Source organism: Anoxybacillus pushchinoensis, from assembly GCF_900111795.1.
GTDB lineage: Bacteria > Bacillota > Bacilli > Bacillales > Anoxybacillaceae > Anoxybacillus > Anoxybacillus pushchinoensis.
In genome coordinates, this window is the sequence record NZ_FOJQ01000006.1 from 21,705 (window position 1) to 34,192 (window position 12,488).

A 12,488-nucleotide genomic window follows, 5' to 3' on the forward strand; every position below is an offset into this window, starting at 1 on the left:
ACTTTTTCCCCTATTTCTCTCTTTCTTTCCCTATTATAATAAAAATAATAATAAATGATAAGGGAAAAAAGGTGGGAGAACAATGGATTACATTGAAGTAAAGGGACAAACGGTAGAGGAGGCTATCGAAGAGGGACTAAAGCAACTTCAAGCGGTGCGAGAAGATGTCATCATTGAAATCGTTCAACCAGAACGTAAAAAGCTGTTTGGTATCGTTTCGCAACCAGCTGTTGTTCGACTAACGAAGAAGCATCAAACAAAGCAAGCTGTTCAGCAGAAAGAAGGAAAAGCGTGGATACAAGACGGAGATTTTCGCTACGAATGTTTGGACGTAGGCCCAACGATCATTATTGGCGAGGGAGTCATTTGTTTACATAACGGGAAAGCGATCGAAGGAAAGGTGACGTTACAAGAAGGGGATGACGTTCGCATTTATCCAAAGGAAGAAAGTATTGCCCAATCAGTTTGGAAAGTTGACATGGATGCTAGGAAGATGGAGGCAACATTGACGTTTGCACCTGGGGTACGGCGTCGGTATGTACTCGAAGATATGCAGCCATCTAATAAATTACATATACAAGCAAAAATGGAGACTGAACTCATTTATGATGTGTCGCATGAAGCAGTGATGGCGAAACTGCAAGAGTTAGGTATTGTTTACGGAGTGAATCAAGAAGCGATTCGCGAGGCGTTACATTCAGAGAAAAAAGTAACTGTTGTCATTGCAAAAGGAATCGAACCAGTAGAAGGAAAAGACGGCTGGGTGGAAGTGAAAGTAGGAGAAGGGAAAAGGAAACCGAAAGTACGTGAAGATGGGACGGTTGACTATCGTGAAATGGAAACGATCGCAACGGTCGGTGAAGGGGATGTCATCGCGATTGTTCATCCTCCCCAACTAGGGAAACCGGGATTAACGGTAACAAATGAAGTTATTCCTGTTCGCGAAGTGCATCCTGTTACTGTTAAACTCGGAAAAGGAGTGACAATGCACGAAAACCTTATTTCAGCTACACAAGGTGGGCGACCGTAAATTGCGAAAAAAGGGAGAACTGTTGTCATTTCGATTATTCCGAAGCTGGTCCATCAAGGGGATGTCGATTTATCAGTAGGAAACATTCATTTTAAAGGCGATGTTGAAATTACAGGAAACGTTCAAGATGAAATGGTTGTGGAAGCGCTCGGTAGCATTATGATTTTACAAAATGTCAATCGCGCAAACATTCGTGCTCAACAATCTATTTTTATTCAACAAAATGTCATTAGTGGGACAGTCACATCAGGGGAAAACAAAATGATTGTGACTCAATTGATTGGTTTATTACAACAAATTCGTCACTCTCTTGAACGAATGATTGTTGCTATTCAGCAATTGATGATCATGTCAAAAATTCGCGAACAAGACATTTATCCGTTAACGAAAAGATTGCTTGAAAGTAAGTTTCAAACGATGATGGAAGCGATGAAACAGTATAAAACGATGTGCGAACAAAAGCGTGAACAAATTGGTGAACAATGGTTCGATATTGGTTCGCAGTTAGATAGTTGTTTGCTTGCTGATCGTCCTAACCATTTTCATTGTTTAGAGGGTATGGCAAACTTGCTTCGTGAACTTAATACATTTATTGGACAATATGATCGCGAAGAAAACGATGTGATTGAACTTTCTTATGCTTTAAATAGCGTCATTCATGGGAGCGGTGATGTAATTGTAACAGGGAAAGGCTGTTATAATTGCAATATTTACGCCGGAGGGACATTGACTGTTCATGGGGTATTGCGCGGTGGAGAGGCGTATGCTCAGAAGGGAATGAAAATTAAAGAAGTCGGATCTTCACTTGGTATTAAGACTGTACTAGCTGTGCCAAAAGGAGAAACGATTTATATCGAACATGTTTGGGAAGGAACAGTTGTGCAATTTGGTAAAAAGACGTATACGTTTTATGAAGAGAAAAAACACGTTGAAATGAAATGGGACGACGAACGTCAAGAAATTGTATTTGGATAAAAAAGACGCGTAGCCAACAAAGCCAATGCGTCTTTTTGTATATTTTTCGGATAATCATATAGTATAATGTAAATGTTCTTAATTTTCTTTCTTTTTTTGAGGAAGGAGGCTAGAAAATGAAAGCGATTACGGATGGGGATATTTTATGGACGCCGGCGAAAGAACAAATCGAACAATCAAGCGTGAAAAAGTATATGAATTGGCTAGAAGCAAAAAAAGGGCTTACGTTTGATTCGCATGCGGCGTTATGGAAATGGTCGGTCGAGAATCTTGAGCAATTTTGGGAAACGGTGTGGGAATATTGCGGCGTTCAGTCGTCTGCGCCGTATACCGGTGTGTTAGAAGAACGAAAAATGCCGCGGGCAAATTGGTTTCCAGGGGCACGATTAAATTATGTAGAACATATTTTTCGTAACATGCAGGAGAAGCCAGCGCTTTTGTTCCGTTCCGAACGCGTTTCGCTGCGTGAAGTGACGTGGAAAGAGTTAAAACAACAAACGGCAGCCGTCGCTTCGGCGCTGAAAAAACTGGGGGTCAAGCAAGGAGATCGCGTCGTTGCTTATATGCCGAACATTCCTGAAACAGTCGTTGTGTTTTTAGCGTGCGCGAGCATCGGCGCGATTTGGTCTAGTTGTTCACCAGATTTTGGAGTCAATAGCGTCGTCGATCGTTTTCAACAAATTGAGCCAACGGTTTTATTTGCAGTGGACGGTTGTCAATATAACGGAAAAGCATTTGATAAACTGTCTGTTGTCAAAGAACTACAAGCCAAACTTTCGACGTTAAAAAGGACGATTATCGTTCCGTATTTGCGTGACGACATAAGCGCATGGGACAATAGTATTTCGTTATGGACGGACATAGTCAAAGAAGAAGGAGAGCTTGTGTATGAACAAGTGCCGTTTGCTCATCCTCTTTGGATTTTGTATTCTTCCGGGACGACCGGATTACCAAAACCGATCGTGCAAGGGCATGGCGGCATTTTATTAGAACATGTAAAAATTTTATCGATTGAATACAACATTACACATGACAGCACTTTTTTTTGGTATACGACGACCGGCTGGATGATGTGGAACTTTTTAATCGGTGGGCTGTTAGTTGGGGCGACGGTTGTGTTATATGACGGAAGCCCGACATTTCCAGATGCGAACGTGTTATGGGAGCTTGCTGAAAAAGCAAAAATCACGCATTTTGGCACAAGCGCAGCGTTTATTAACGTCTGTATGAAACAAGGCATTCATCCGAAAGATCACTATGATTTTTCACATTTACAAGCGGTTTTGTCAACAGGATCGCCATTGACGACTGAAGGGTTTATTTGGGTGTATGAACATGTGAAACATGTTTGGCTCGTCTCATGCAGTGGCGGAACGGATGTATGCACCGCGTTTGTCGGCGGGTCGCCCATTTTGCCAGTTCGTGCAGGCATGCTGCAATGCCGTTCGCTCGGGGCGAATGTACAGGCGTTTGATGAACATGGCCAATCGCTTCTTAATGAAGTCGGGGAGTTAGTGATTACGCAACCGATGCCGTCGATGCCGCTCTTTTTCTGGAACGACGAAAACGATAAACGATACCTCAAAAGCTATTTTGATACGTATCCAGGCGTATGGAAACATGGGGATTGGATTAAAATTGATGATGAAGGAAGCTGCGTCATTTATGGTCGATCCGATTCGACGATCAACCGGGCAGGCGTCCGTATGGGCACAAGTGAAATTTACCGAGCAGTCGAAACGGTCGATGGCATTCTCGACAGCTTAGTCATTGATTTAGAAGTGATGGGCCGGAAGTCGTTTATGCCGCTGTTTATCGTTCTTCAGCCAGGGGTGAAGCTAGACGATGCGTTAAAACAGCGAGTGAAAGAAGCGATTAAGACGCATGTATCGCCGCGCTTTATTCCAGATGAGATTTATCAGGTCGAACAAATTCCAAAAACGTTAAACGGAAAGAAAATGGAAATTCCTATTCGCAAACTTTTACTAGGTTTTCCGCTCGAGAAAGCGGTGAATGTTGGCTCAATGGCGAATCCTGAATCACTTTCTTTCTTTATTGAACTCGCTAAACAATGGGAACATTCGAACGTATAAGAGGAGGCTGTTGCCGTTTGGTAACAGCCTTAGTGGTGTGCGCTGCTTTTCTTATTGACTTTTACGTAAACGTAAATTAAAATAAAATTCATAAAATTCAAAATAAAGGTGAAAGCGATGAATTACTATACAATCTCCCAACTGGCCGAGCAGTTTGATATTAGCACGCGAACGATTCGCTATTATGAGGAACGCGGGCTCATTTCACCCATTCGCACCGAGTCAGGCCAGCGGCTGTATACGAAAAAAGATCGAGCGGTGTTAAAACTCATTTTGCGCGGGAAACGATTCGGTTTTTCGTTAGAAGAAATTCACGAAATGATTAGCTTGTTTGACAACGATCGCACTGGCCGAAAACAGCTGGAAAAAACAATCGCATACGGCGAACAAAAGTTAAAGGAGGTGACGGAGCGGATTGAGGATTTAATGCAGTTAAAACAAGAAATGGAGTCGATTTTGTCAGATTTTCGCGAACGATTACAAAAGCTGGAGGGAACGAAATGAACATTTCCGAGTTGTTAGCGCGCAATGCGCGAAAGTTTCCGAACAAAATAGCACTCATTGATGGCGACGTGTCGCTTTCTTATCGAGAAGTAGATGATACGGTCAATCGGCTCGCTTCTTCGCTTGCTTCGCTCGGCATCAAACGAGGCGATAAAGTCGTGTTGTATATGCCAAATGTGAAAGAATTTGTATATGCGTATTTTGCCGTCTTGCGTCTTGGTGCCATCATCGTACCAATTAACGCGCGGCTAACTGCCCAAGAAGTGCAATACATTATTGACCATAGCGAAGCAAAAGCGGTCATCGCACATGATTGGATTTATCAAGAACTTGCCTCGCTTGTTCATAAGGTTGACGTCATTTGGGTGAAAACAGGGGAAGCAATAGAAGGTTGGCGTTCGTTATCGCAGCTCATTGCTAGCGGCGATTCTTCCCCAATTGTTTGTTCGCTGAGCGAAGAGGACGAAACGACGATTTTATACACATCTGGAACGACTGGTAAACCAAAAGGAGTATTGTTTACAGCGCGCAATATTTTCGCTGTCGCAACGATGATGGCGCTAGAGACGAAAATGGATAAACATAGCCGCCTGTTGCATATGATGCCGCTTAGCCATTCCGCACCGCTTCATTTATTTTTTGTCGGCGGGATGTACGTTGGGGCCACCCATGTGTTATCACCAACGTTTTCCCCAGAAGCATTGTTAGAACTTGTCACAAAACATCAAATTACCCACTTTTTCGGAGCACCAGTCGCCTATTTACTCACGGCAAAACACCCACGCCTTCACGAATACGATTTGTCGTCTGTCCAATATTGGACGTATGGGGGAGCACCGTTATCGGCAAATGAAGTGCAATTTGTCGCCAAACAGTTTCGCACGAATCGGCTCATGTGTTTGTACGGACTAACGGAAGCTGGACCAAACGGAACGTATTTATCACCGGAAGAACATGCGACAAAGGCAGGGAGCGTTGGCAAAGATGCCGCCCTTCATTGCGAAGTAAAAATCGTCGATGAACGCGGCAATGACGTTCCACCAGGCGAAATTGGTGAAATCATCTTAGCTGGTGAAGGCACAATGAAAGGTTATTACAAAGACGAGGAAAAAACAGCGGAAACGGTGAAAAACGGTTGGTTATATACAGGTGATTTAGCGCGCTGTGATGAAGATGGCTACATTTGGATTGTCGATCGAAAAAAAGATATGATCATCTCTGGGGGAGTGAACGTTTACCCGAAAGAAGTGGAAGACGCGCTAAAGTTGCACCCAGCGATTGTTGATGTGGCGGTTGTTGGCGTGCCGCATCCAGAATGGGGAGAAACGGTGAAAGCGTTTGTTGTCACAAAAGAACCGATCGAGCAGCTTGCGGAAGAATGTAAACGTTTTCTTTCGGATAAACTTGCAGACTATAAAATTCCAAAGCTATATGAAGCCATTCCTGAACTACCGCGCAACGCAACAGGAAAAATATTAAAACAGGTGTTGAGGGGGATACACAATGAAACAGCTACGCGAAGTTGATCCGAACTTATTTGCCAATTTAAAAAAATATTTAGACGAAGAGTTTTATGCGTACGCCGAAGAAGAGTTAGAGAAGTTTTGGAAGCTTTGCATGACCGATATCGACCGGCGCGCGGTACATACAGACCGCGAAGGACAGCCGCGACTCCTCAAATATGACCGTTTTGGCAATGATGTTTCTGAAATATGGGTGAACGAAGGATATAAACAAACAGTGAAGGAAACGTATGAAACAGGAATTGTCGGTTATGTCCATAAACCGATTCCTGCGCTTGGGCGTGTTGGCAATTACATTTACTCGTATGCCCAAGGCTATTTGTTATCACAAGTCGAGCCGGGGTTTTATTGTCCGGTGACGCTCACGATGGCAACGGCGTACGTGTTAGAGCATTTTGCTGACGAAAAAATTAAAGCGAAATATTTGCCGCACGTCATTTCGACGGGCGAAGTCGAGCTGTATGAAGGCGCGACGTTTTTAACCGAGCGGCAAGGCGGTTCGGACGTCGGTGCCAATGAAGTGCGCGCTGTTTTATGCGGGGATCATTATGAAATTTACGGAGAAAAATATTTTGCGAGCAACGCCGGCATGTGCGGAGTTGCTTTAGTGCTTGCGCGCATCGACGGAAGCGAGGCGGGGACGAAAGGGCTTAGTTTATTTTTAGTGCCGTGGCGCAATGAGGACGGGGCATTAAACGGCATTCACATTCGGCGTTTAAAAGATAAACTTGGTGTTCGCGCTGTGCCGTCAGCGGAAGTCGTATTTGAAGGGGCAAAAGCTTATTTAATTGGCGATGCGAAAAAAGGGCTTTACTATATGATGGAAGCGCTCAATTTATCGCGCGTCTGCAACGCCGTCGCTTCGATTGGCATTATGAAACGGGCGCTAGAAGAGGCAAAGCAATACGCAGTTAATCGTCAAGCGTTTGGACATACACTTACATCATATCCGATGGTGAAAGAAACGTTAGCCAACTTAACGGCGCGTCAAGAAGTGCAAACGAGCGCTTGTTTTGAGCTTATTTCCTTTTTTGACCGTGTGATGCGCACGCCGGACCAAGCGTCTGAGCAAGAAAAAGCGTGGAATCGCTTATTAATTGCGCTTTTAAAAATGCGAACAGCCGAAGAAGCGATTGCATTTGCCCATGAAGCGATTGAAATGCATGGCGGCAACGGCTACATCGAAGATTTCGTCACCCCGCGCTTGCTTCGAGATGCCCAAGTATTGACCGTATGGGAAGGAACAGCAAACATTTTAGGACTTGAGGTGTTGCGACTCATCCGTAAATATCGTGTCCATGAAACGTTTATTCAAACAATAAACGAACAACTAGCTGCACTTCCTGTGGGAATACGCGCATTTGCTAAATCGGTCGAAAGCGGGTTGCATGAACTCATACAGTCTCTAAAACAACTTCACGGACAGCCAGAAGACGTGCAAACGTATCACGCCAAAAAAATCGCTAACCGCCTTTGCGACTTGTATTTGAGCGTCATAGCGTTAAAAGAAGCGAAAGAAAACGAACGAAAACAAATTATCGCCCGCCTCTTTTTACAGCATATTTGGGGATGCGATTTATTCGACAAAGAGATGTTATCCGTCCATTATTTTGATGTAGTCATGAACGAAACGAGGAAAGTGGGGGTGTAGAGCGAAAAGCTGGCGTTTGCCAGCTTTTGTTTTATAAAAATATTTACAATCATTTCATTTTTCGTTATTTTTATATACATATACGTTTGATTGGGGGAGTGGTTATGATTCGAACGTTGACGCAGGCAGATCATGAGCAAGTGATTTCTTTTTTGACGAAAGAACCGTCGATGAATCTTTTTATCATAGGAGATATTGAAGCGTTTGGCTATGACCAAGATTTTCAGCAGTTATGGGGAGAGTTTGATGAGAGCGGAGCGTTGCAAGCGGTTTTTTTACGATTTTATGATTCGTACATTCCATATGCATCGTCTAGGTTTGATGTAGAAGGGTTTTCTCATATCATCCGAACAAATGGTGCTTCTTTTCGTCTGTCAGGAAAGGCAAACGTTGTCGAACAATTTGAACAAGTAGGTGGATTGTCGCTAGGAAAGAAGCGGGTGACGTATTTTTGTGAGTGCACGACCGTTTCGTTTCAAGCGGAAGAGCAGATGCAGATAGTAAAACAGGCAACAGTAGATGATGTTGACCGTATTCTCGATTTACGCCGCCGCATTCCTGAATTTGTTACAACTCCTTCGTCTAGAGACATGCTGCTAAAATCATTAGAAACGAGCACAGGCCGCACATACTATGTTGAAGAAGACGGTGAAATGGTATCGTGTGTTTCGACAACAGCGGAAAATTCCTTTTCGGCGATGGTTGTCGGCGTTTGCACGGACGAACGATACCGACAAAAAGGTTATGCTAGCCTTATTATGAAGCGGGTCATCCATGATTACATGCAAGCGGGAAAAACGCTATGTCTCTTTTACGATAATCCGAATGCTGGACGCATCTACAAACGGCTAGGATTTTACGACATCGGTATGTGGACGATGTATGGATAAGACGATGAAGTTTGTAAGGGGGGTTAACGGTGTTGATTTGTGAATCTTTAAGTTTAGATGACTATTTAATGGAGTTAGATGAGGTGAACTATTCTCATCCTTTAGTTCAACAAAAAGCAAAGGAGCTTTTTCACTTATCGAAATCGGATATTGAAAAAGCGAAAATAGCGTTTGAGTTTGTTCGGGATCAAATTTCGCATTCATGGGATATTCAAAGTTCAAGAGTTACATGTAAGGCATCTGACGTTCTCTATTATAAAGAGGGCATTTGCTACGCCAAGGCGAATTTGTTAGCCGCGTTGTTGCGTTCACAGGGAATTCCAACGGGTTTTTGTTACCAGCGTTTGATGTTGTTTGATACGCCAGATAAAGGGTATTGCATCCATGCACTCAATGCGGTGTATCTTGCCTCCATTAATCGTTGGATTCGTTTAGACGCCCGTGGAAATAAACCCGGAGTTAAGGCGGAATTTTCAATTCATAAGGAGAAACTAGCGTTCGCTGTTCATGAAGAATTCGATGAAAAAGACTATCCGATCATTTTTACTAAACCTAATCTTCAAACAATCGCAGTGTTAAAAGAACATACTAATGCGTTAGAAATGTATAAGCATCATCTACCTTCGCAGTTGTAGCTACAACCAAATGTTTTATAGCAGCTTAACTTTAAAAGAAGAATATGTAAATTTTTGTTAAATGTTATTTAAACATTTTGCAAAAGAGCAATGATTATTCCCTATATGAGAGGATGGATGGGGAATGCCTATCATTACTGTAAAAATGGCTAAGGGGAGAACAATTGAGCAGAAACAGAAATTTGTTGAAAACATTACAAAAGAAGCAGCTAGAACTTTAAATGTAAAAGAGGAATGGGTCACAGTGATTTTCGATGAATACGACAGAGAAAACTGGGCTTCTAACGGGCAATTGCATTTACTGAAATTTGGTCAGGGATTCGGGAAGAAAGGTGCAGAGTAATAAGTCATGCGATTGTTGTCATCAATTTGGTATTTTCATACATTAAAAAGGAAAGGAGGACCTCACCGCAAAGGTAACTAGCTCTCCTTCTTTTTTACAGACAGAAAGACGCCTTTTTATTTACTGTGACATTTCCTCTGTATAAAATGATTGTGTGGACGCTTATTATCTCAATCATTTTTCGAAAATTTGAATGGATTAAATTGAATTCAATAGTACAAGCACTGCAAAAAAGTGCGCGACAGATCCGCCTAATACAAACAAGTGCCAGACGGCATGATGAAATTTAAAGCCGCGCCATACGTAAAAAACAGCGCCGACTGTGTACAAAATTCCGCCGATGACTAAATATAACACACCGTTTGGCGAAAGGCTGGAAACGAGCGGTTTCCATGCAAATACAATCAACCAGCCCATGATGATATATATAATCGTCGATGTATATAAAAACCGATCGACGAAAAAGCATTTAAATACGGTACCGAAGAGTGCAAGCCCCCAGACGATGCCAAACAATGTCCAACCGATCGCTCCTCTCACCGCTAAAAACAGAAACGGCGTATACGTGCCTGCAATAAAAAAGTAAATCGCCGAATGGTCGAAAATTTCAAACAATCGCTTCCAGCGCCCTTCCGGCAACGCGTGCACAATCGTTGATGACAAATACAAAATAAGCATCGTGCTTCCAAACAACGTAAAACTAACAACGTGCCATGCATTTCCGTACATCGCAGCCATGACCGTCAAAATAACGAGCGCCGCGATACTAAACACCGCACCGATGCCATGCGTAATCGCATGAACGATTTCTTCTTCTTTCGTAAACGTATGTGTAAAAGCCAATGGCCTCATCCCTTTCGCTAAAGATATTTTGTTTATTTTACCACATACGTATACGTACCGTACATTTTTTGTTCATTGTTGTTTTCATTCGCGATATAATGAGAAAAAAGAGAGGTGACGAGGATTGCAAATACAGTTGGAAAGGCAACGGAAGGCGAAAAAATGGCTTGTACCATCTTTGATCGGTGTGTTGCTTCTTGCGGTAATTGTATGTACTGCTATTTCGATTTACGTCGGATGGAATTTGACGCATAAGGAGCGAAAGGTAGTTACAGAAACACCAACAGCTTACGGTATGACTTATAAAGATGTCACATTTACGAGCAAACATGATGGGGTGAAGTTAAAAGGTTGGGTCATCGAACCAACGAAACAAGCGAAAATGACCGTTATTTTTTCGCACGGTTACGGTGGCAATCGCTACGAGCCAAATGTGCCGTTTTTGCCAATTGCTAAAGTGCTAACGGATGCAGGGTATCGCGTTATTATGTTTGATTTCCGGGCTAGCGGTGAATCAGAAGGAGACATGACAACAATCGGCGCGAAAGAAAAGTACGATTTGCTCGGCGTTATTGACTATGCGAAACAACACTACTTTGAACCGATTGTTCTATATGGGGTATCCATGGGGGCGGCAACATCGATTTTAGCAGCAGGAATGGATAAAGATGTTCAAGCAGTTATTGCGGATAGCCCGTTTAGCGATTTAGAAGGATATTTGCGGACATATATGCCTGTATGGACGAACTTGCCGAACGTCCCGTTTACGTATTTAATCATTACCCTTATCCCGATAATTACCGATTTAGACCCAGCAGAGTCGGTGCCGATCAAAGCGATCGATGCAATTGCCCCACGTCCGATTTTATTCATTCATAGTAAAGCTGACCCGTCCATCCCATACGAAGAAAGTGTAAACATGTACAACAAACATCCAGACGTATTTGAACTTTGGCTCACCGAAGAAGCGAAGCATGTGAAAAGTTTTAGTATGTATAAAAATGAATACATGAATAAAATATTAGCGTTTTTAGAGAAGGTACAAAAATAAATTTCAGAATATTCATTTACTTTTGATAAAAAGATAAGTATGCTCGTAGTGAATTTGGAAGAATGGAGAGGAGAAAGAAGATGAGTGTAGTTGAGCAGAGGAGATCGTAAACTGCACCTGCAAAAGTTGAACTGTAATTTTCTTTTTGATACTTTTCTATTTCTGCTACCAAATCAGCAGGAAACTTAATTAATTTTGCAATGCGTTCCATTTTTTCACTCCCCCCAATATACTTGGAAGGAGGTGAAGTCAATGTTGGTCAACAAAGCATACAAATTTCGCATCTATCCAAATAAAGAACAAGAAGTATTAATTACAAAAACATTCGGTTGCTCGCGTTTTGTATTCAACTATTTTTTGGCGAAATGGGAGGATGCTTATAAGCAAACGGGCAAGGGATTAACTTACAACGCTTGTTCTTCTCAATTAACGCAATTAAAGAAACAATTCACTTGGTTAAAAGAAGTGGATAGCATCGCACTTCAATCTTCACTCAAGCATCTGGATGATGCGTACGATCGCTTTTTTAAAAAGCAAAACGACAAACCGCGTTTTAAGTCTAAAAAGAATGCTGTGCAATCGTATACAACTAAGCATACAAATGGGAATATTGCTGTGCTAGATAAGCACATCAAGCTACCTAAACTTGGTCTTGTTCGTTTGGCGAAAAGTCGTGAAGTAGAAGGGCGTATCTTGTCTGCTACGATTAGACGAAATCCGAGCGGGAAATACTTTGTGTCCATTTTGGTTGAAACTGACGTGCAAGCGTTGCTTAAAACGGGTTCAGCCGTTGGCATCGATGTTGGGTTGAAGGAATTCGCCGTTCTTTCTGATGGAACAAAGTACGCCAACCCGAAATGGCTTCGTAAGCTAGAAGAACAGCTAGCAAAAGCACAACGTATTCTTTCCAGACGAAAAAAAGGTGGCTCGAATTGGAATAAGCAACGAAT

At 42.5% G+C, this 12,488-nt stretch carries 13 protein-coding genes; 11 read left to right on the top strand and 2 right to left on the bottom strand.

Annotated features, from left to right (window positions below):
• Positions 1 to 82: 82 nt before the first annotated feature.
• The 9 genes from BM213_RS15200 (at position 83) to BM213_RS03060 (ending at position 9,644) form a co-directional block, all read left to right on the top strand.
• Positions 83 to 1,030 (top strand): flagellar assembly protein A, encoded by a 948-nt coding sequence (locus BM213_RS15200; RefSeq protein WP_341864900.1) that lies wholly within the window; start codon positions 83 to 85, stop codon positions 1,028 to 1,030.
• 45 nt (positions 1,031 to 1,075) lie between these two features.
• Positions 1,076 to 2,005 (top strand): FapA family protein, encoded by a 930-nt coding sequence (locus tag BM213_RS15205; RefSeq protein ID WP_341864902.1) that lies wholly within the window; start codon positions 1,076 to 1,078, stop codon positions 2,003 to 2,005.
• Between the two features lie 116 nt (positions 2,006 to 2,121).
• The gene (locus BM213_RS03030) at positions 2,122 to 4,098 is read left to right on the top strand and encodes an acetoacetate--CoA ligase (protein ID WP_091700751.1); all 1,977 of its coding nucleotides are present in this window, start codon (positions 2,122 to 2,124) and stop codon (positions 4,096 to 4,098) included.
• A gap of 117 nt (positions 4,099 to 4,215) precedes the next feature.
• On the top strand, positions 4,216 to 4,602 hold the full coding sequence (locus BM213_RS03035; RefSeq protein ID WP_091700753.1) for a MerR family transcriptional regulator: 387 nt from the start codon (positions 4,216 to 4,218) through the stop codon (positions 4,600 to 4,602).
• The gene (locus BM213_RS03040) at positions 4,599 to 6,128 is read left to right on the top strand and encodes a class I adenylate-forming enzyme family protein (protein ID WP_091700756.1); all 1,530 of its coding nucleotides are present in this window, start codon (positions 4,599 to 4,601) and stop codon (positions 6,126 to 6,128) included. Before BM213_RS03035 ends, BM213_RS03040 begins: the two co-directional genes overlap by 4 nt.
• Complete coding sequence (locus BM213_RS03045) at positions 6,106 to 7,776, top strand: acyl-CoA dehydrogenase family protein (protein WP_091700759.1); 1,671 nt, start codon at positions 6,106 to 6,108, stop codon at positions 7,774 to 7,776. The genes BM213_RS03040 and BM213_RS03045 overlap by 23 nt, the downstream gene beginning before the upstream one ends.
• 104 nt (positions 7,777 to 7,880) lie before the next feature.
• Complete coding sequence (locus tag BM213_RS03050) at positions 7,881 to 8,666, top strand: GNAT family N-acetyltransferase (RefSeq protein ID WP_091700762.1); 786 nt, start codon at positions 7,881 to 7,883, stop codon at positions 8,664 to 8,666.
• A 68-nt stretch (positions 8,667 to 8,734) separates the two neighbouring features.
• Positions 8,735 to 9,301 carry a transglutaminase-like domain-containing protein gene (locus BM213_RS03055; protein ID WP_091700866.1) on the top strand — a complete coding sequence of 189 codons (567 nt, stop codon included), beginning with the start codon at positions 8,735 to 8,737 and terminating at the stop codon, positions 9,299 to 9,301.
• 124 nt (positions 9,302 to 9,425) lie between these two features.
• Positions 9,426 to 9,644, top strand: coding sequence for a tautomerase family protein (locus tag BM213_RS03060; RefSeq protein ID WP_091700765.1), 219 nt, complete (start codon positions 9,426 to 9,428; stop codon positions 9,642 to 9,644).
• Between the two features lie 198 nt (positions 9,645 to 9,842).
• Here BM213_RS03060 and trhA read toward each other — a convergent pair whose 3' ends face one another.
• Entirely contained in the window at positions 9,843 to 10,487 is a 645-nt protein-coding gene (trhA, locus tag BM213_RS03065; protein WP_167357361.1) for a PAQR family membrane homeostasis protein TrhA, read from the bottom strand.
• Between the two features lie 124 nt (positions 10,488 to 10,611).
• Between trhA and BM213_RS03070 the strand changes: the two genes are divergently transcribed.
• Positions 10,612 to 11,538, top strand: a complete 927-nt coding sequence (locus BM213_RS03070; RefSeq protein WP_091700770.1) for an alpha/beta hydrolase — start codon at positions 10,612 to 10,614, stop codon at positions 11,536 to 11,538.
• Between the two features lie 16 nt (positions 11,539 to 11,554).
• Here BM213_RS03070 and BM213_RS03075 read toward each other — a convergent pair whose 3' ends face one another.
• Entirely contained in the window at positions 11,555 to 11,749 is a 195-nt protein-coding gene (locus BM213_RS03075) for a hypothetical protein (protein WP_091700773.1), read from the bottom strand.
• Positions 11,750 to 11,790: 41 nt separating this feature from the next.
• Here BM213_RS03075 and BM213_RS03080 point away from each other — a divergent pair.
• A partial coding sequence (locus BM213_RS03080) for an RNA-guided endonuclease TnpB family protein (RefSeq protein WP_143091169.1) occupies positions 11,791 to 12,488 on the top strand: 698 nt, incomplete at its 3' end.

Excerpts from the sequence above, each read along its gene's own strand:
- BM213_RS15200 (WP_341864900.1), top strand. The coding sequence starts at position 83 with ATGGATTACATTGAAGTAAAGGGACAAACGGTAGAGGAGGCTATCGAA.
- BM213_RS03030 (WP_091700751.1), top strand. The coding sequence starts at position 2,122 with ATGAAAGCGATTACGGATGGGGATATTTTATGGACGCCGGCGAAAGAA.
- BM213_RS03035 (WP_091700753.1), top strand. The coding sequence starts at position 4,216 with ATGAATTACTATACAATCTCCCAACTGGCCGAGCAGTTTGATATTAGC.
- BM213_RS03040 (WP_091700756.1), top strand. The coding sequence starts at position 4,599 with ATGAACATTTCCGAGTTGTTAGCGCGCAATGCGCGAAAGTTTCCGAAC.
- BM213_RS03045 (WP_091700759.1), top strand. The coding sequence starts at position 6,106 with ATGAAACAGCTACGCGAAGTTGATCCGAACTTATTTGCCAATTTAAAA.
- BM213_RS03050 (WP_091700762.1), top strand. The coding sequence starts at position 7,881 with ATGATTCGAACGTTGACGCAGGCAGATCATGAGCAAGTGATTTCTTTT.
- BM213_RS03055 (WP_091700866.1), top strand. The coding sequence starts at position 8,735 with ATGGAGTTAGATGAGGTGAACTATTCTCATCCTTTAGTTCAACAAAAA.
- BM213_RS03060 (WP_091700765.1), top strand. The coding sequence starts at position 9,426 with ATGCCTATCATTACTGTAAAAATGGCTAAGGGGAGAACAATTGAGCAG.
- BM213_RS03075 (WP_091700773.1), bottom strand. The coding sequence starts at position 11,749 with ATGGAACGCATTGCAAAATTAATTAAGTTTCCTGCTGATTTGGTAGCA.